The following is a 16,924-nucleotide window of genomic DNA, read 5'->3' on the forward strand; positions in this document are numbered from 1 at the left end:
AGACACATGACTGAATCTTTTGCTGATCTTTTTGAAGAAAGCCTCAAGGACCTCGACGTTGCTCGTGGCTCCATCATTAAAGGCACCGTGGTATCCATCGACAGCGATTGGGTAACTGTTAACGCGGGCCTGAAATCCGAAGGCATTATTGCCCGTGACGAATTCGTTAACGAGGCAGGCGAACTGGAAATCGCTGAAGGCGATGAAGTCGACGTAGCCGTAGACGCCATCGACGATGGCATGGGCTTCACCCGCCTGTCCCGTGAAAAAGCCAAGCGCGCCGAAGTGTGGGGCGAGCTGGAAAAAGCTTTCGACGAAGACGAGATCGTAAAAGGTCAGATCTCTGGCAAGGTAAAAGGCGGTTTCACCGTCGATATCGGCCCGATCCGTGCGTTCCTGCCGGGCTCTCTGGTAGACATCCGTCCGGTGCGCGACGTTGCTCACCTGGAAGGCAAAGAGCTGGACTTCAAAGTCATCAAGCTGGATCCGAAGCGCAACAACGTTGTGGTTTCCCGTCGTGCGGTGATGGAAGCCGAGCACAGCGCAGAGCGTGAGCAGCTGCTCGAATCCCTGCAGGAAGGCATGGAAGTCAAGGGTATCGTGAAGAACCTGACCGACTACGGTGCGTTCGTAGACCTGGGCGGCATCGACGGCCTGCTGCACATCACCGATATGGCCTGGAAGCGTATCAAGCATCCGAGCGAAATCGTGGAAGTTGGCCAGGAAATCGACGTCAAGGTACTGAAGTTCGACCGCGAGAAGATGCGTGTTTCCCTGGGGCTGAAGCAGCTGGGCGAAGATCCGTGGCACGACATCGTGGGCAAGTACCCGGAAGGTGCCAAGGTGAAAGCCAAGGTAACCAACCTGACCGATTACGGCTGTTTCGCCGAGATCGAAGAAGGTGTAGAGGGTCTGGTTCACGTTTCCGAAATGGATTGGACCAACAAGAACATCCACCCGTCCAAGGTTGTAGAGATCGGCGACGAAGTGGAAGTGATGATCCTGGACATCGACGAAGATCGTCGTCGTATCTCCCTGGGTATCAAGCAGTGTCAGTCCAACCCGTGGGATGCCTTCGAGCAGAAATACCAGAAAGGCGAGCGCATTTCCGGCAAGATCAAGTCCATCACTGACTTCGGTATCTTCATCGGTCTGGAAGGCGGTATCGACGGTCTGGTGCACCTGTCCGACATCTCTTGGGAAGAGCAGGGCGAAGATGCCGTGCGTAACTTCAACAAGGGTGACGAGCTGGAAACCGTGGTTCTGTCCATCGATGCAGAGCGCGAAAGAATTTCCTTGGGTATCAAGCAGTTGACAGACGATCCGTTTGCTCAGTATGTTGCTGCTAACGACAAGGGCGCAATTGTTAAGGGCAAGGTCACTGCGGTAGACGCGAAAGCGGCCACCGTGGAGCTGGCTGAGAATGTCGAAGGTACCCTGCGTGCCAGCGAAATCAGCCGCGACCGCGTTAACGATGCAACCGAAGTGCTCAACGTGGGCGACGAAGTGGAAGCCAAGATCGTCAACGTTGATCGCAAGAACCGTGCACTGAGCTTGTCCATCAAAGCGAAGGATCAGGCTGATGAGCGTGAGGCCATGGACAACCTGCAAGAACAGCAGGATGCCAACGCGCCGAAGACCATCGGTGATCTGATCAAGCAGCAGATGGAAAACAGCAACGAGTCTTAATCGGCTCCTCCCCGGGGTCGGCATTCGCCGACCCCACTGGGCAGGGAGCCCAGGGAGCAAGCTGTAATGGCGTTAACCAAGTCAGAACTGATTGAGCGGATTGCCGACCGGCAAACCCAACTGTCACCCAAGGATGTGGAACTGGCAGTCAAAACGCTGATCGAACAAATGGCCGATTCCCTGGCCGGCGGAGGTCGTATCGAAATACGCGGCTTCGGCAGTTTTTCCCTCCATTTCCGCGCACCCCGCGTGGGCCGTAATCCCAAGACCGGTGCCAGCGTCGAGCTGCACGGCAAGTATGTTCCCCATTTCAAGCCAGGCAAGGAATTGCGCGAACGCGTAAACGAATCCCTGCAAATGGATGCCGGGGAAGAATCCGATAGCGGCGATGCCGGTGGCCAGGCGGCTGCCAGCTAATTCGTATCCTGCGCTAGGCCGGCATAGCCGGTGAGGGAGTCCTGACATGCGTAACCTGTATCGCATCGTGGTCATACTGGCGGCGGTGGCCATCTTCTTTATCGCTTTTCTGTTTGTGACCAGTAACCGTGAAGCGGTCACACTGGATCTGGTGCTCTATAACCTGCAATGGGATGTGTCCCTCGGTGTGCTGGTGATTGGAGTTCTGGCTATTGGCCTGTTGACCGGGCTGGTGGCGGGTATCGGTCTGCGTGGTATCAAGAGCCTGTTTTCATGAGCGAATCCCTGTGGTTGATGCCGCTGTTCTTTGTTGCCATTGCAGCGGGTTTTTTTCTCGGGCGGCGTGAAAGCAAGCGCCGCCAGCGTCGTCGCATGGCCTCCTTGTCCAAGGACTATGTGGCGGGGATCAACTTTTTCCTGAATGAAGAGCCCGACAAGGGTATCGAAGCCTTGCTGAACGGACTGGATGTGGGCTCTGAAGGGCTCGATACCCACCTTGCGCTGGGCAAGCTGTTTCGCAAGCGGGGTGAATTTGACCGCGCCGCGCAACTGCACACCCATCTGCTGGAGCATGGCGATTTTTCTCGTTCGGTCCAGGAAGAAATCCAGCTGGAGCTTGCCCAGGATTACCTGGCCAGCGGTATTTTTGATCTGGCCGAGCAGGTTTTGCTGGAAATGCTGGATCAGGACTGCGAAGCCAAGGATGAAGTCTGTCGGCAGCTTATGGGCCTGTACGAGCAGGAGCGTGACTGGGTCAACGCCATTAGCATGGGTGAGCGGCTGATTAAGAACAGCCCGCAATTGGCCTCGGTGCTGGCGCAGTATTGCTGTGAGCAAGCGGACAACCTGAAAAAGGACAAGGACATCAATCCGGCCCGTCGCATGTTGCGCCGTGCGCTGTCATTCGATAATGACTGTGTACGTGCCAGCTTTCAGGAAGGCGAGCTGGAAATGGACGAGCAGAACTGGGAAGCCGCGATTCAGGCTTTCCAGCGTATCTGGACCCAGGACAGCGATTTCTTCGACGAGGTGCTGGACAAGCTGCGCAGTTGTTATCAGGCCCAGGATAAGGATGAGCACTTCATCCAGATGCTGGCTGACTACAGTGCAGAAAAACCCAGCACAAACCGCATCCTGCTGCTGTCAGAGGCGTTGAAAACCCGCTATGGCGATAAGGAAGCGGCAGACTTTATCGGCGAGTACATGAAGGCCAATCCGTCGGTGCGTGGTCTCAACAAGATTCTCGACATGAGTCTGGCCGGCATTGCCGAAGGTGAAGCGCGCGAGCATCTGGACGCTCTTCGCCAACTGTCTGAAAAATTGGTGAACAACAAGAGTCTCTACAAATGCCGTCGCTGCGGGTTCGAAACCCCGCTGATGCAATGGCGCTGCCCAAGCTGCAAACGCTGGGGTACCATCAAACCGGTGGTGAAGGAGGTTTGAAAGCAGCTATCAGCTATCTGCTGTGAGCTACGAGCTATCGCCCGATCAAGAAAGGCTGAAAAGTTCTTGATCCCTCGGCGTTTTTACGAAGCCGCTCCTGCAGTCTGCTATCACGCATTGCCTGCAGGAGCCAAAGCCAGGCCATTCTTGAACCACTGCCAAGCAGCGCCTACCATAGCCCCGCCTACCCACCACTCAGGAAGCCACCATGCCTATCTCCAGCCCTGTTGTTGTCGCTCTGGATTACCCCGATCAGGCTCAGGCCCTGGCCATGGCAGACCAGCTGGACCCAGCCAAGGTGCGCGTGAAGGTCGGCAAGGAAATCTTTACCCGCAGTGGCCCGGCGGTGGTTGAGGCCTTGCATGGCAAAGGGTTTGAGGTATTTCTGGACCTCAAATTTCACGATATCCCGAATACGGTTGCCGGTGCCGTGGCAGCGGCTGCCGATATGGGGGTGTGGATGGTCAACGTGCACGCTGGCGGTGGCCAGCGGATGATGGAAGCCGCCGCGAACGCGATTGCCAATCACCGTACCCGGCCGCTGCTGATTGCCGTCACCGTGCTCACCAGCATGGACCGTACTGACCTGTCGCAGATCGGGATCGTGGATGAACCGCAGGTTCAGGTGCGCCGCCTGGCCGAGCTGTCGAAAGCGTCAGGGATGGATGGCGTCGTGTGTTCTGCTCAGGAAGCCAGCTTGCTGAAACAGGCGTGTGGCCAGAATTTCGCGCTGGTCACGCCGGGGATTCGCCCAGCGGGGAGTGATGCCGGAGACCAGCGTCGGGTACTGACGCCCGTGCAAGCACGCGATGCCGGGGTGGATTACATGGTGATCGGCCGACCCATTACCCAATCTGCAGAACCTACATTGGTTGTCGACGAAATATTACAGAGCCTGGCCTGATAGGCTGACAACGATTACCCCAGCTGGCTGATAAACGCCATTGAAAGGGCCTTTTATTGTGCCATCTCCAACTATAAGGAGATCAATCATGAAAGGATTTCAGATCGCACTTACCCTTCTTACGCTGGCCTTGAGTGGTCTGTCGTTTGCTGTCGAAAGCTCCCCTGAACCTGCTCCGGCTAGCGCTGAGGCCAGCGCCACCATGCCCGACCGGGTCAATCTCAATACCGCCGACGTTGACCAGTTGCAGTCTTTGAAAGGCGTAGGCCCGAAAACAGCAGAATCAATTATTCAGTGGCGGGATGCGAACGGTCCCTTCACCAGTGTGGAGCAGCTGCTGGTGGTGAAAGGCGTCGGAGAAAAGACGCTGGCTGGCTTGCGAGACAGTATTACAGTGCAGTAACGTCTGCCCGGGGCTGGCGCTTCGCTGGCCTGCCAGGGGGGCAGTACGGCCCCTCTGGTGCACGGATGCCGGGGAATTATGGTGAAAAAGACTTACGGTTTACTGCTGTGCCTGGGCGCACTGATCACAGGATGTACCACTAATACGGTATCGATCCCCGACAATCACTACAGCGATGCCTATCGTGGTGTGCCGTCACCGGCATCGATATTGTTGTTACCCATTTCGCCTGACAAGGACGAATACCGTCATGGTGTAAGCGCTGTGACCCATTTGCTGGTGGAGGATCTGCAAACCCGCCATACCGTGGAAACAGTGTCTGTCCCCGTGTTTAACGCTTCCTGGCAACAGGCCATTGAAGACGTCGGCGGCATTTACTCTGCTACCTCTGGTGAGTTTGATCGAGAGCGCTACTTCCGAGCTGTCGAAGAGCTGTTACAGGAGCTTAATCCAGAGGGCGATCATGACATCGTGATTTTTCCCGCTTTGGTAGAGCGCCAGGCGCAGAGCACGGGTAAATACGCAACATGGGACGGAGTCAGACGCGCCAATATTACCGATGGGCTCGATAATGCCCGCTTCTCTCGCTGGCACGGCAGTGTCGGGGCGGTATCATTACAGCTAAACAGTTTCGATGGTCAGGGGCGCTGGTTGGCCACCAGTTATGGTGGATTGGTATTGCCGCACTTCTACACAATCAAAGACAAGATTCCACGCACCCACCTGAAAGATGACATGTTTGCGGATGAGAATGCGCTTGAGGAAGGTGTGCGACTGGCGGTAGTGCCTTTGCTGGGGCCCGTAGTGAAAAACAAGTAGCCTGCAGGAGGGGCAGGGCCCCTCCACAGTGGCTACTCGCTGGGGTCGCTTTCCTTCTTGCCTTTCGGTGCGGGCTCAGGAGTCTCGGCGTTCGCTTTTGCCGTTTCACCCTCGTTAGCCGGGCGGTCTTGGGCGTTGCCGGTATCGCCGCTGGGCTGCTGGGCTTTCTCTTTTTCTTTACTGGCTTTTTCCGCCTGCGCTTCCACCTCTTCGGTCGATTTTTCTTCACCGATACGGAAGGCGGCAAAGCCGGCATGGATGACCTGATTCACCGCCATGCCCAGCACCCGGCCATTGTAGGGGGCAATGATGGCGCTGCCGGTGTTGCTGATCGGGTCGGTGACGGTGCCCAGAATCTGCCCCTTCTTCACCTTGTCGTTCAGTTTTACCTCGGCCAGCAAGATGCCACCCTGATCGGCACGGATCCATTCTGATTCGAAGAACACCGGCTGCGGAGCGCTCCAGAAACGGCTGGCTTTCTGCATCTGCAGGTTTTCCAGCAGGGTTTCCAGTGCCTGCACCCCGTAATTCACCGCTTGGGTTTCCAGCCGGTTGGGGCCACCGGCTTCCATAGTCACGGCGACAATACCGTCTTTCACGGCGGCATCGCGCAGCATTCCGGTGACGCCAGGGCTGTGCAGCACGGTCATGCCGCCAAAGTGCTTGGCAAACTCCACCACCTCGGGTTTGTCCAGATCGGCGCGCAGCTGGGGCAGGTTGACGCGCTTCTGCGAGCCGGTGTGCAGGTCCACCAGATAATCACAGTGACTGACAATGTTGCTGTACAGGGAATGGGCCACGCGGCTGGCGGCGCTGCCATTCTTGTTGCCGGGGAAGTAGCGGTTCAGATCTCGGCGGTCGCTAAGATAGCGGCTGCCGCTGCGAAAGCCGTCCAGGTTGACGATGGGAACACCGATCACGGTGCCGGCCAGCTCGTCGGGCTCCAACTTGTACATCAGGCGCCGCACCATCTCGATACCGTTGAGCTCATCACCATGGATGGCAGCGGTGAGGCACAGCTGCGGGCCGGGTTTGGTGCCATGGGCGACCAGCACCGGCACCGGTGTGGCAATAGAGCCGAACGACTGATCCGGGGTCCAGTGCAGGGTGGCAAAGGTGCCCGGATCCACTACCCGGTTAAGCAACGGCAGAGGGTGGGGCGGCTCCTCGGTGGGCAGGGAGTCTTCGTCCACCGTTTGTACCGGTACAGGACTCGCCTTGTTCGGCGCAGGATTCTCTTCCTCCTGCTGCCGCTCCAGGGCCCGTTCCTCATCTTCCACTTCGGTTGCCAGGGCGGGCTGGAAGGCCAGTATCAAGGCAAGCAGTACGCTCAGATAGCGGATCGGTGTTCGCACAACCACTCCTGTGATGGGTTAGCCGAGCTGATCCAGTTCGTCCCAGCGGGCATAGGCGCTTTCCAGTGCCTGCTGTAGCTCGGTTTGTTGCTGTTGGGCAGCGCTGATGTCTGCCGGATCGCCCTTGTAGAACGCCGGGTCAGACATGCGGGTCTGCACTGCATCCAGATCCTGTTCCAGTTGCTCGATCTGGCCGGGTAACTGCTCCAGCTCGCGCTGGTCCTTGTAAGACAGTTTCTTGCGCTTTGCCGGGGCCTGCGGCGGTGCAGCGGCTGCGGGCTTGTCGGCTTTGACGGGCTTTTCCTTCACAGGTTCCGGACGTTGACGAATCCAGTCCTGATATCCCCCCACATAACTGTTGAGAGTACCGTGCTCGAACACCAGGGTCGATGTCACCACGTTGTCGATGAATTCCCGGTCGTGGCTTACCAGCAGCAGGGTGCCCTGATAATTCATCAGCTGTTCTTCCAGCAGTTCCAGGGTTTCCGCATCCAAATCGTTGGTGGGCTCATCCAGCACCAGCAGGTTGAAGGGCTTGGTGAACAGCTTCGCCAGCAGCAGACGGTTACGCTCGCCACCCGACAGGGACTTCACGGGCTGGCGCACCCGGCCCGGATCGAACAGGAAGTCCTGCAGGTAACCGATCACGTGCTTGTTCTGGCCATTCAGTGAGATTACATCAGAGCCCTCGGCCACGTTGTCGATCACGCTCTTGTTCTCGTCCAGGGTGTCACGCAGCTGATCGAAGTAAGCCACTTGCAGCTGGGTACCCAGCTTCAGGGTGCCGCTGTCCGGCTGCAGCCGATCCAGCAACAGGCGAATCAGGGTGGATTTGCCGCAGCCGTTGGGGCCAAGAATCCCCACCCGGTCGCCGCGCAGCAGGTTGACGGAAAAGTCGCGCACGATCTGCTTGCCGCCGACGGCATAATTCAGCTTGTCCGCTTCGACCACGACCTTCCCGGAGCTGTCGCTGCTCTGGATGGTCAGGCTGGCGGTGCCAGTGCGATTACGGCGCTGGGCGAACTCGTCGCGCATGGCCTTGAGGGCCCGTACCCGGCCTTCGTTACGGGTACGGCGTGCCTTGATGCCCTGACGAATCCATTTTTCTTCCTGGCTGAGCTTCTTGTCGAACTCGGCGTTGGCTTTCTCTTCCGCATCCAGGGCGGCCTGCTTGCCGGAAAGGTACTTTTCATAGCTACCGGGCCAGCTGGTGAGAATGCCCCGGTCCAGCTCGATAATGCGGGTCGCCAGGGCGCGGATAAAGGCCCGGTCGTGGGAGATAAACACCAGGGTGGCACCGTAGCCTTTCAGAAACTCTTCCAGCCACTGAATCGATTCCATGTCCAGGTGGTTGGTGGGCTCGTCCAGCAACAGGATATCCGGTTCCTGCACCAGCGCCCGTGCCAGCAGCACGCGGCGCTTCATGCCACCGGACAGCCCGGCAAACTGCATGTCGCCGTCCAGGCTCAGTTTGGACAGGGCGGTGTCTACGCGCTGGGACAGCTGCCAGGCGCCACGGGCCTCGATCTCACTACTCAGCTGCTCGAACCGGGCCAGCACCTTGTCATCGCCGTCGGCCAGTTGATGGCTCAACTCCGCATGTTCGCTAAGCAGTGCGCCGTGTTCGCCCAGCCCCTGAGAGACCATGTAATGCACGGTGTGGTCCTGGTCATCGGGCACTTCCTGCTCCAGACGGGCAATGCTCAACCCCTGGGTCTGCTCGATGTGGCCGTCATCCGCCTGAATTTCCCCGGCGATGACTTTCATCAGGGTGGACTTGCCCGCCCCGTTACGACCAATCAGACACAGGCGCTCGCCACTGTCGATGGAAAGGTTCACATGATCCAACAAGGCCTGCTGGCCATAGCTGAGCTGTATTTCGCGAAGCGTGAGTAGAGGCATACTTTGGCGTGATCAAATATGTGAGTATTGCGGGGCTGAGCTGCAAGCTACAAGCCTCAAGGCGAGATTGAGACTGGGTGTTGTGTCAACGTCTGAGCCCGCGCACAGAGTCTGGGCGCGGAGCAAATCAGTGTAAATGGCACGGTATAACGCGCGCCTTGTAGCTTGAGGCTTGCAGCTCGAAGCTGTAATTGAACGCGCAGTGTAGCAGCTTGTTACCGCCCTGTACTGGCCCAAATGCGAGGGCTCGGGCAGGCTTTGGGGAAGGACGGAGGGAGTCAATGAGCGAGTTTTTACGGGAACGCTATGAAGAAGTAGACCTGACGCCGGGGCAGGGCAAGATCACCGCCACCGTGTCCATCGGCCTGGGGGTGCTGGCGCTGATGGGTAGCTTCTGCTTTCTCTACCCTGAGCTCTTCACCACCCCGGAGTTTCGGGGGTTCTATAACGCCCAGGTGCTGCGTATCGCCCTGTTTATCGGCATTGGTATCGGCTTCACCTGTGGTTTTTTCAGTGTGTTTCGGCATCAGGAAAAGCGTTACGGCATCATCGGTATGGTGTTGGCGTGCATGGCCGCGCTGATCGGCTCCGGGCGGCTGGATGTGCCGCCGGTGGATGGCCGCAGCCTGTATGCCGGGCTGGATTATTTCATCCTCACCCTGTTGGTGCTGGCGCTGGTGTTTATTCCCCTGGAGCGGGCCTTCCCCAAAGACCCGGCCCAGAAAACCCTGCGCGGTGGCTGGGTCACCGACATGAAGTATTTTCTGTTCAGCCATGTGGGGCTACAGCTGATCAGCTTCTTCACCATCATCCCGATTCAGGTGGTGCTGCACGACAAGGTGGACATCGGCTTCCAGCAGGCCATTGCCAGCCAGCCGTTGTGGCTGCAGTTTATCGAGATTCTGATCGTCATCGACCTGGGCAGCTACTGGATTCACCGCGCCTTCCATGAAGTGCCCTGGCTGTGGAAATTCCATGCGGTACATCACTCCACCACCCAGATGGACTGGCTGGCCTCGTCACGCCTGCACGTGGTGGAAATCATCGCCAACCGCTTTGTGGGCTACCTGCCGATCTTTATCCTCGGCTTTGCGCCATCTGCGGTGTATGCCTACCTGGTGTTCGTGTCGTTCCACGCCATCTTTATCCACGCGAATGTGCGTTTCCGCTTCCCGGGCATCCGCTGGCTCATCGCCACCCCGGAATTCCACCATTGGCATCACTCCTCTGAAGACCAGGCCGTCGACAAAAACTACGCCGCCTTCCTGCCCATCTACGATAAACTGTTCGGCACCCTGATCATGCCCAAGGAGCTGGCCGCCGAATACGGCACCCGTGCCAGCACCCCGGTGCCGGAAGGCGTGGTCAAACAGTTCCTGTTCCCGTTCCGCCGGGGTTAAACCGCTATCCCCGTAGGTGCTCGTCTGCAAGCGATCCTTCCCCATCGCCTGCAGGCAGGCTCCTACAGAATCATGAAGAGCCAATATGGAAGACGTAATCGAACTGCTGCGCGAACGCCACGAAGGTGGTCTGGTGGCGCTGGAGCTCCCGGATGAAGACCGGCTGGTAGAAATCGAAGAGCAATTGCTGATCCCGCTGCCCAGTGACTACAAGGAGTTCTTGCTCAACGCCAGCGACATCATTTGCGGCAGCCTCGAGCCCGCCACCGTAATGGATGATTATGCCCACAATTTCCTCCCGGAAATGGCCGCCAACGCCTGGGATCAAGGCATGCCCCGCTACCTGATCCCCGTCTGCGAAGCCCCCAACGGCATCTACGCCATGTCACAGGAAGGCAGCGTACTGCTATGGGTGGCCGGCGAGGGCATCCGTGAAGAAGAGGAGTGGGGGAGTATCTGGCAGTGGGCGCGGGAAATCTGGCTGGAAAGTTAGTTAACAGTTAACAGTGAATAGTTAACAGCGGCGCGATAGCGCATTGTTGTGATTTCCAAGCATGAGGCCGCGCCCGGATTTCGGGTGCGGCCTCATGCGTTAAAAGGGAAAGGGACAAACCGATAGTAACTTGACAGGGTGTGCCGGTCGGACAGCCTTCACTGTTCACTGTTCACTGTTCACTGTTCACTGTTCACTGTTCACTGTTCACTGTTCACTGTTCACTGTTCACTGTTCACTGTTCACTGTTCTGCCAGATCAAGCTCATTATTAATCAATACCACGCACTGCGACGCAAACAGCATGGTCGGCCCCAGGCTGATCTTCTCGGTGCCCAGCCGCTTCAGGCTATTGAAACTCTTCTTCGGCATGGGAATATGATCAGTAAGCAAAAAACAGGGCTTATCGGCAAATTCCAGCTCGCGAATGCTCTCGCCCTTCGGATCCATCATGTACAACTGATGGCCATCCTCGGCCAGTTCCTTCACCAGCTTTTCGAAGCTCACCGTACGCACGCTAATGCCGCTCTCCACGGCCTTCATCTGCTCCTTGCCCATCCCCGCAGAGGCATCCAGGGCCCGCACCACCTTGGCCAGCAGCGCCTGCTCATGAAACCCGCCAATATCCCGCATCTCCGCCGCCACAAAAGTAATCGTGCGGGAATAGTCCTGGGTGCTTTCCAGCACCAGGTGCACCACCACATCGTCCCGGTGAGACTGCGCCACAAAGATCGCATTCATCAGGGTATGGGCCAGGATCTCGCTGTGGGCATCCCCCCCCACATTGGCCAGCAGGGTCTGGCTGTTGGTAGAGGCGGCACGGGCACGGAGGACGAAGGTACGCATGTTCTGGGGCTCTGGAGAATGGAGGGTGATTGTACATCAGACGCTTACCGGGGGTGGAAACAGGGATGATTCACGTGAAGGCTGGCCCGTTTTCAACGGAACCTTCCGTATAACTCAGGGAGTGAAAAGCCAACCCATTGATTTCATGTGCATTTCGAATGATTGAAAACGAGATAGCAGGAAAGGAGTTCAAAGGAACGTTCCTTTGAACTCCGTGTAAGACATTGGCTATTTCACTCTAACTGATTGATATGAGAGTATTTTGATAGGCTGAGCGGGGAGGGTGGCTCGGAGTTATACGGAACCGAGTTATACGGAACGTTCTAATTAATACGCTGTTAAGTTTCTATGACCGAAAAGATCGCAATATTTTATCTCATTGTTTTCATTGTCTTAGTGACCTTGAGGTATATGAGGCCAAATATTATTACTTTTGTGGCATTTAGTTGGTTTGGCCCATTTCCAGAAGAAGGCGAAACTCTATCTAGCTTCAAAGCGAGAAGAATAAGGTATGCTTTTAGCTGGTTTGTACAATTCTTAGCCTACTTTGCTCTCTTGGCAATTCTGGGGATCTACTTTAATAGCTATTTCAGTGAAGTGTTTTTTCTTGTGGCAAGTTTCGCAGGAACAATCGGAGCCGGAATGGCAGCTCTAGCGTGTATTGGGTTTTCAATCTCTTGGCTAAAAACCATTGTGGTTGGTCCTAATCCAAAGTTTGAGTACCTGGCAGAGCATGAAATATAAACTTAACAAGGCACTGCAGCCGACAGCTTACTTTGTGCACCTTTTGCGCGGTCGCTGTCGACCCCATTTTCGCGCAAAACGCGCACAAAGTAAGCTGCGGATGAGCGCGGCGTTATGTGATGAAAAGATGAGATCGCTTACTGGTTTGATATTTCTAATTTCTAGTGCCACGGCTTGGGCGGAAGAGGCAGTCTTTCTGGGGCAGGTGATAGATCCAAGCGCATCCGCAACCCAAATCAGAGTGTGTAGATCTGATGAGATAGTACAGTTTGGAGTGATGGCGTCGAATCAGTATGACTGGTTTATGCGGAAGCTGGCGGAGGAGTCAGAGTCCGGGTCAGTTTTGGTGGAAGTCCGCAGAGAAAGAAATGGAGATACTCTTGAGCGTATGAGTATTCTCAGAATTGAAAATGGTGCCTGTGATCCTGAAGGCACATAACAAGGTGCTGCTGCGGAAATTTTACTCGCCAGGGCTCCTAAATTTCCGCAGAGCACGGCGTTAGGGGGAAGAAATGCTCATTGAATTCTGTGCTCCAATGGAAGCGGTTGATGAAAATAATAAAGAGATTCAAATTCCGGATAGTGTTATCGAAGCCCTCTCTGGCCGAGAAAATGAAGATCCAGACTGTGAATTATCCCAGTATTTGTCCGATAGTCATGATGCTAATGGTCTGAAAGAAGCTGGGGTACAGGATGGGGTTCTCCATTTCAAAACGAAAGCAGGGAAGCTTTGGATATGTGCTAGGTACAACGTAGATTCAGAGCTTGATGAAAAGCAAGTCAGAAAGCTTATGGAGTATACATCTGGCCAGTTTAGCGACGGTGCGGGAGCGGGTTGGACTCAGGATCTGTGGTATGAGTTCGAGATTGGTCTCGATCCGGTTTGGGATCAAATCGAGCGGCAACTCCCCTAACAAGCGGCAGCAAGCGGATCAAATTTCCGCTCGTTCCTCGCTTCAATTTGCCCGCTGTGCAGGGCGTTAGGTCTGGTGGTTGAATGAATCGAATACCGGATGATTTTGATCTAAGTGCAGTTGAAGGGGAGGAATTGTCCCAGATTTGCATCGATCAGTATCAAGTACAGCTTAACTTCGATGGGGCATCTATCGTAGGTGGTGGCGAGTTACTGCTAGAGAAGAATGGGGGGTCGAAGCAACTTTTCTCCGGTTCATGGATAACCACCTGTGGGTTAGAGGATTTGATTGGAAGTAAGGTCGTTGGGTGGGGGAAAAGGGATGATTTCCATTTCTTTCTATCGTTTTCTTGCGATACGGTCTTAGTGTTTGTGACCCAAGAGGGCCCATATGAGGATTTCACTGTTCAAGTTTGTGAAGGTGAATTCTATGTTCTTTAAGCATGGAAGACCTAACAAGCGGCGCCAGGCAGACCAAATTTCCGTTCGTTCCTCACTACAATTTGCCTGCTGCGCCGGGCGTTACGTTGATTAAGAAATGAGATTTCTGGCGCTGCTAATAGCTTTCATTGTTGGTGGATGTACTGTCCTGGCTAAGGATGAGTACATGGCTGTATCTGATCCCGTTGGATACAAGCATGATAAGTTAGAGAAACTGGATTGCTACGAAACTGAAGGATTGGAAGTCTGCTCGCATCCGTTCGATAGTAAATCATTAATGATTGGTGTCATTGTGCCTATCTGGCCGCAGTTTACGAGGGGGAGGCTTTCCTACGATATCGATCGAGAACGATCCGTACGGATTAGAAATACATCAGAGGGTGCTGCTCAGTTGGTTTTGGTCGCATCCGGTAATTCTTGCGAAGATGCTGAGGCCCCGAAGACATGTGAAGAGCTTAAGGGTTTTGAGCTTATGCCAGCCGAAGAGGTCTGGATGAAACTGCCAGAGCATAGCGGCCTCGAATTACGAGTTTATTTCGACGGGTCTGGAAGCATCATCAAACTACGCACTAAATCACGGCTTAATATTCATGCTGTGGCGGTGTAAAACGTAACAAGTAGCAGCAGGCCGACCTTCGGCGGCTGTGCTAGGCGTTAAAAAGTAAAGGAAAGGGCCATGGAAGTTATCGGAATTGTGGCCGTAATAGTTGTTGCGATATTCATTAATGGTCTTGTCGCAAAGGTAGAAGACGGATCACCTGGCGGAGTTGAAAACCGCGAAGGGAGCTGGAAGAAGTCTCTTTTGAAGCCAAAGGCTCATCAAGTAGTAATTTGGTTGGCCGGGATGCTAGTGATCGTGTGGCTGGCATACCTTTGGGGTACAAAGTGAATTTTTAACAAGAAGCAGCAGGCCGACCTTCGGCGGCTGTGCTGGGCGTTAGGTAGCCAAGGAGAAATTGTGTCAGACGGAAATTCTATAGTAAATCTAGGCGACCTAGCTAAGCCTGCGACTGTATTAATCGAAAAAGTTTCTAATGCTGTCGGTGTCTTATACGAACCTAGACGAATTCGAAAGAAAGCGGAGGCGGAGGCCGAGGCAGAAAAAATAAAGGCGTTAGCGGGTATAGAGCTATCGGAGATACAGCAGCGAGGAATTGAAAGGCTCGTTCATCAAGAAGCTCGAAAACAAGAAAACATTGAAAAAATTACTGCCAAAGCAGCATCAGAACTTCCCCCAGATGCAAAAACTGATGAACTTGAAGAGGACTGGATTGCACACTTTTTCGATCGATGCGACAAGGTTTCTAACGAACAAATGCAATCTCTTTGGTCGCGTCTATTAGCAGGTGAGGCAACGAATCCTGGCACCTTTTCAAAGAGGACGGTAGATTTTATTGCGACCATGGATAAGTCTGATGCAGACTTGTTTACTAAGTTCTGTCAATTCGTATGGGTTGTTGGTGAAGTAACACCGCTTATTTTTGATGAGCAGGCGGATATTTATACAAGCCAGGGAATCAACTTTACGTCTTTGAAGCACCTCGATTCAATTGGGTTAATATCATTCGAATCAACCTCAGGCTACAGAAAGCTAGGTATTCCAAAACAAGCAATGATCTTCTATTACGGTTTGCCAACTCTAGCAGAGTTCACGAAAGAGAAAGACAATGAAATACAAGTTGGCAAGGCGCTACTTACGCAAGCGGGTAAGGAGTTGGTAAGCATTTGTGGTTCACAGAGAAATCAAGAGTTTTATGAGTACGCTATTGAAAAGCTATCGAAACAAAATATCACTCTATTGACATCGCTACCTAACAAGTAGCTGCACCGGAAAAAAATACTCGCTGCGCTCCTATTTTTCCGGTGAGCTAGGCGTTAAGTTTTAGAGGGATCATCGAGCATGGCAATTAGCGAAGCAGACGGGAAACTGCTTTGGGGAAGAGCAGCGGGAATATGCTCAAACCCTTCCTGCAGGACTGACTTAACTGCGATTTTGCAAGAGTCGAATAGTTACAATGTTGGTGAGATGGCCCACATAATAGCAAGAAGTGAAGATGGGCCGCGAGGAGAAGATGGAGGTGGTTCAGATAAGTATCCTAACCTTATTCTTCTGTGTCCAACTTGCCACAGACATATCGATAAATCACCTGAAGGCACGTTTACTGTAGAGCAGCTTCATCGCTGGAAAAGCGATCATGAGCATGCAATCAGGCTCAGAATGAGTGAGGTTGTTTATGAGAGTATTGATGAGCTGAAGGGTTCAGTATCAAAACTCTTGATGGAGAATCATTTGATCTGGGAAGAATATGGCCCTCAGTCAAAAGTTGCTAAAGAGGACCCTGGCTCTAATTCATACAAAATATGGAATTTGCGAAAGCTAGACACTGTGATTCCTAATAATCAGAAGATTATCAATATGGTTGAAGCAAACATGAAGCTTCTTGATGCTGATGATTACAAAGCCTTTCTTTTGTTTAAGAATCATGCAACCTCTTTTGAGGAGAACCAGTATTGTCGAGTGTCTAGCTATGCGCTATTCCCTGAAGTGTTTTCGGAGAGGTTTGAATAATGGCAAATGGAAGCAATGAGTGGGGAACTCCCTACTGTGATATTACATTTTTGGATCGCCTATTACGGACTCATCAAAATGTTTCTGCCGTCAGCAGATCAGATGACATTCTTTTTTCCGTATCGCGAATTAAGCAAGGAGATACGCTGAGAGTACTTTGTCTTAGGCAATATACTATGGGGCGAACCATGGTTGACAGGGCGATAGATGAATTTGGCGAATTAGATATTATCTATATAGGTGGAGGGTGGAATGGCTATCAATCTGAAGCCAAAGATCTCTGCCTAGATTCCCATATTGGTCTTTATGTAACAGATGAAATGTCTGGGGCTTTGTGGCGTGATGAATATTGGAACTATCAGAAAAGAGATAAAGACGGCGATCCAATTACGTTTACAAGGTAAGTCGGAAATATTTGGAGTCTTTGGCTTCGGCTCATTTTTTCGGTGTGATTGTTTTAATGATGTAGATGTGCTTGTTGTAGTAGACGACCATTGTGACTATCCCCTCAAAGTCTTTTATGAAGTGAAAAATATCTTGGACGACATCGGATTAAAATATGGTATTCCAGTTGACATTACATATCT

At 53.7% G+C, this 16,924-nt stretch carries 21 protein-coding genes; 18 read left to right on the forward strand and 3 right to left on the reverse strand.

The genetic code is table 11. From position 1 onward, the window contains the following. Positions 1-6: 6 nt before the first annotated feature. The 7 genes from rpsA (at position 7) to D4A39_RS00895 (ending at position 5,675) form a co-directional block, all read left to right on the forward strand. The gene (gene rpsA / locus D4A39_RS00865) at positions 7-1,689 is read left to right on the forward strand and encodes a 30S ribosomal protein S1 (protein ID WP_022986131.1); all 1,683 of its coding nucleotides are present in this window, start codon (positions 7-9) and stop codon (positions 1,687-1,689) included. A gap of 66 nt (positions 1,690-1,755) precedes the next feature. Continuing rightward, entirely contained in the window at positions 1,756-2,106 is a 351-nt protein-coding gene (ihfB, locus tag D4A39_RS00870) for an integration host factor subunit beta (protein WP_022986130.1), read from the forward strand. A gap of 46 nt (positions 2,107-2,152) precedes the next feature. Beyond that, positions 2,153-2,383, forward strand: a complete 231-nt coding sequence (locus D4A39_RS00875; RefSeq protein WP_022986129.1) for a hypothetical protein — start codon at positions 2,153-2,155, stop codon at positions 2,381-2,383. Next, positions 2,380-3,549 carry a lipopolysaccharide assembly protein LapB gene (lapB, locus tag D4A39_RS00880; RefSeq protein WP_022986128.1) on the forward strand — a complete coding sequence of 390 codons (1,170 nt, stop codon included), beginning with the start codon at positions 2,380-2,382 and terminating at the stop codon, positions 3,547-3,549. Before D4A39_RS00875 ends, lapB begins: the two co-directional genes overlap by 4 nt. Positions 3,550-3,757: 208 nt before the next feature. Beyond that, positions 3,758-4,453, forward strand: a complete 696-nt coding sequence (gene pyrF, locus D4A39_RS00885) for an orotidine-5'-phosphate decarboxylase (RefSeq protein ID WP_022986127.1) — start codon at positions 3,758-3,760, stop codon at positions 4,451-4,453. Positions 4,454-4,541: 88 nt separating this feature from the next. Continuing rightward, on the forward strand, positions 4,542-4,856 hold the full coding sequence (locus D4A39_RS00890) for a ComEA family DNA-binding protein (protein WP_022986126.1): 315 nt from the start codon (positions 4,542-4,544) through the stop codon (positions 4,854-4,856). A gap of 81 nt (positions 4,857-4,937) precedes the next feature. After that, positions 4,938-5,675, forward strand: coding sequence for a hypothetical protein (locus tag D4A39_RS00895; RefSeq protein WP_147393868.1), 738 nt, complete (start codon positions 4,938-4,940; stop codon positions 5,673-5,675). Positions 5,676-5,707: 32 nt separating this feature from the next. Here D4A39_RS00895 and D4A39_RS00900 read toward each other — a convergent pair whose 3' ends face one another. Then, positions 5,708-7,030 (reverse strand): succinylglutamate desuccinylase/aspartoacylase family protein, encoded by a 1,323-nt coding sequence (locus tag D4A39_RS00900; RefSeq protein ID WP_119917332.1) that lies wholly within the window; start codon positions 7,028-7,030, stop codon positions 5,708-5,710. A gap of 18 nt (positions 7,031-7,048) precedes the next feature. Then, on the reverse strand, positions 7,049-8,932 hold the full coding sequence (locus tag D4A39_RS00905) for an ATP-binding cassette domain-containing protein (protein ID WP_119917333.1): 1,884 nt from the start codon (positions 8,930-8,932) through the stop codon (positions 7,049-7,051). Between the two features lie 281 nt (positions 8,933-9,213). Between D4A39_RS00905 and D4A39_RS00910 the strand changes: the two genes are divergently transcribed. Together D4A39_RS00910 and D4A39_RS00915 are read left to right on the forward strand one after the other, a co-directional pair. Beyond that, complete coding sequence (locus D4A39_RS00910; protein ID WP_102792684.1) at positions 9,214-10,332, forward strand: sterol desaturase family protein; 1,119 nt, start codon at positions 9,214-9,216, stop codon at positions 10,330-10,332. An 85-nt stretch (positions 10,333-10,417) separates the two neighbouring features. Then, positions 10,418-10,825 (forward strand): SMI1/KNR4 family protein, encoded by a 408-nt coding sequence (locus D4A39_RS00915; RefSeq protein WP_119917334.1) that lies wholly within the window; start codon positions 10,418-10,420, stop codon positions 10,823-10,825. 242 nt (positions 10,826-11,067) lie between these two features. Here D4A39_RS00915 and trmY read toward each other — a convergent pair whose 3' ends face one another. Beyond that, positions 11,068-11,670 (reverse strand): tRNA (pseudouridine(54)-N(1))-methyltransferase TrmY, encoded by a 603-nt coding sequence (gene trmY, locus D4A39_RS00920; RefSeq protein WP_119917335.1) that lies wholly within the window; start codon positions 11,668-11,670, stop codon positions 11,068-11,070. Positions 11,671-12,018: 348 nt separating this feature from the next. Here trmY and D4A39_RS00925 point away from each other — a divergent pair, with 348 nt between their 5' ends. From D4A39_RS00925 to D4A39_RS17605, 9 genes are all read left to right on the forward strand, one after another. Beyond that, on the forward strand, positions 12,019-12,414 hold the full coding sequence (locus D4A39_RS00925) for a hypothetical protein (RefSeq protein WP_119917336.1): 396 nt from the start codon (positions 12,019-12,021) through the stop codon (positions 12,412-12,414). Then, positions 12,404-12,853 carry a hypothetical protein gene (locus tag D4A39_RS00930; protein ID WP_147393869.1) on the forward strand — a complete coding sequence of 150 codons (450 nt, stop codon included), beginning with the start codon at positions 12,404-12,406 and terminating at the stop codon, positions 12,851-12,853. The genes D4A39_RS00925 and D4A39_RS00930 overlap by 11 nt, the downstream gene beginning before the upstream one ends. A gap of 73 nt (positions 12,854-12,926) precedes the next feature. After that, the gene (locus D4A39_RS00935; protein WP_119917338.1) at positions 12,927-13,328 is read left to right on the forward strand and encodes a hypothetical protein; all 402 of its coding nucleotides are present in this window, start codon (positions 12,927-12,929) and stop codon (positions 13,326-13,328) included. A gap of 83 nt (positions 13,329-13,411) precedes the next feature. Further along, a complete protein-coding gene (locus D4A39_RS00940) occupies positions 13,412-13,768 on the forward strand; it encodes a hypothetical protein (RefSeq protein WP_119917339.1) in 357 nt (118 codons plus the stop codon). Between the two features lie 166 nt (positions 13,769-13,934). Next, a complete protein-coding gene (locus D4A39_RS00945) occupies positions 13,935-14,375 on the forward strand; it encodes a hypothetical protein (RefSeq protein ID WP_147393870.1) in 441 nt (146 codons plus the stop codon). 69 nt (positions 14,376-14,444) lie between these two features. Further along, entirely contained in the window at positions 14,445-14,657 is a 213-nt protein-coding gene (locus D4A39_RS00950) for a hypothetical protein (protein WP_119917341.1), read from the forward strand. Between the two features lie 69 nt (positions 14,658-14,726). After that, positions 14,727-15,590, forward strand: a complete 864-nt coding sequence (locus tag D4A39_RS00955; RefSeq protein ID WP_119917342.1) for a DUF2806 domain-containing protein — start codon at positions 14,727-14,729, stop codon at positions 15,588-15,590. Between the two features lie 78 nt (positions 15,591-15,668). Beyond that, on the forward strand, positions 15,669-16,337 hold the full coding sequence (locus tag D4A39_RS00960; RefSeq protein WP_199699410.1) for an HNH endonuclease signature motif containing protein: 669 nt from the start codon (positions 15,669-15,671) through the stop codon (positions 16,335-16,337). Then, on the forward strand, positions 16,337-16,741 hold the full coding sequence (locus tag D4A39_RS17605) for a hypothetical protein (RefSeq protein ID WP_147393871.1): 405 nt from the start codon (positions 16,337-16,339) through the stop codon (positions 16,739-16,741). Before D4A39_RS00960 ends, D4A39_RS17605 begins: the two co-directional genes overlap by 1 nt. Positions 16,742-16,924 lie beyond the last annotated feature (183 nt).

Source organism: Alcanivorax profundi (assembly GCF_003597125.1).
In the GTDB taxonomy this organism is placed as follows: Bacteria; Pseudomonadota; Gammaproteobacteria; order Pseudomonadales; family Alcanivoracaceae; genus Alcanivorax; species Alcanivorax profundi.

What these genes read in the sequence shown, in the direction of transcription:
- rpsA (WP_022986131.1), top strand. Translation starts at nt 7, where the DNA reads ATGACTGAATCTTTTGCTGATCTTTTTGAAGAAAGCCTCAAGGACCTC.
- ihfB (WP_022986130.1), top strand. Translation starts at nt 1,756, where the DNA reads ATGGCGTTAACCAAGTCAGAACTGATTGAGCGGATTGCCGACCGGCAA.
- D4A39_RS00875 (WP_022986129.1), top strand. Translation starts at nt 2,153, where the DNA reads ATGCGTAACCTGTATCGCATCGTGGTCATACTGGCGGCGGTGGCCATC.
- lapB (WP_022986128.1), top strand. Translation starts at nt 2,380, where the DNA reads ATGAGCGAATCCCTGTGGTTGATGCCGCTGTTCTTTGTTGCCATTGCA.
- pyrF (WP_022986127.1), top strand. Translation starts at nt 3,758, where the DNA reads ATGCCTATCTCCAGCCCTGTTGTTGTCGCTCTGGATTACCCCGATCAG.
- D4A39_RS00890 (WP_022986126.1), top strand. Translation starts at nt 4,542, where the DNA reads ATGAAAGGATTTCAGATCGCACTTACCCTTCTTACGCTGGCCTTGAGT.
- D4A39_RS00905 (WP_119917333.1), bottom strand. Translation starts at nt 8,932, where the DNA reads ATGCCTCTACTCACGCTTCGCGAAATACAGCTCAGCTATGGCCAGCAG.
- D4A39_RS00910 (WP_102792684.1), top strand. Translation starts at nt 9,214, where the DNA reads ATGAGCGAGTTTTTACGGGAACGCTATGAAGAAGTAGACCTGACGCCG.
- D4A39_RS00915 (WP_119917334.1), top strand. Translation starts at nt 10,418, where the DNA reads ATGGAAGACGTAATCGAACTGCTGCGCGAACGCCACGAAGGTGGTCTG.
- trmY (WP_119917335.1), bottom strand. Translation starts at nt 11,670, where the DNA reads ATGCGTACCTTCGTCCTCCGTGCCCGTGCCGCCTCTACCAACAGCCAG.
- D4A39_RS00925 (WP_119917336.1), top strand. Translation starts at nt 12,019, where the DNA reads ATGACCGAAAAGATCGCAATATTTTATCTCATTGTTTTCATTGTCTTA.
- D4A39_RS00930 (WP_147393869.1), top strand. Translation starts at nt 12,404, where the DNA reads ATGAAATATAAACTTAACAAGGCACTGCAGCCGACAGCTTACTTTGTG.
- D4A39_RS00935 (WP_119917338.1), top strand. Translation starts at nt 12,927, where the DNA reads ATGCTCATTGAATTCTGTGCTCCAATGGAAGCGGTTGATGAAAATAAT.
- D4A39_RS00940 (WP_119917339.1), top strand. Translation starts at nt 13,412, where the DNA reads ATGAATCGAATACCGGATGATTTTGATCTAAGTGCAGTTGAAGGGGAG.
- D4A39_RS00945 (WP_147393870.1), top strand. Translation starts at nt 13,935, where the DNA reads ATGGCTGTATCTGATCCCGTTGGATACAAGCATGATAAGTTAGAGAAA.
- D4A39_RS00950 (WP_119917341.1), top strand. Translation starts at nt 14,445, where the DNA reads ATGGAAGTTATCGGAATTGTGGCCGTAATAGTTGTTGCGATATTCATT.
- D4A39_RS00960 (WP_199699410.1), top strand. Translation starts at nt 15,669, where the DNA reads ATGGCAATTAGCGAAGCAGACGGGAAACTGCTTTGGGGAAGAGCAGCG.
- D4A39_RS17605 (WP_147393871.1), top strand. Translation starts at nt 16,337, where the DNA reads ATGGCAAATGGAAGCAATGAGTGGGGAACTCCCTACTGTGATATTACA.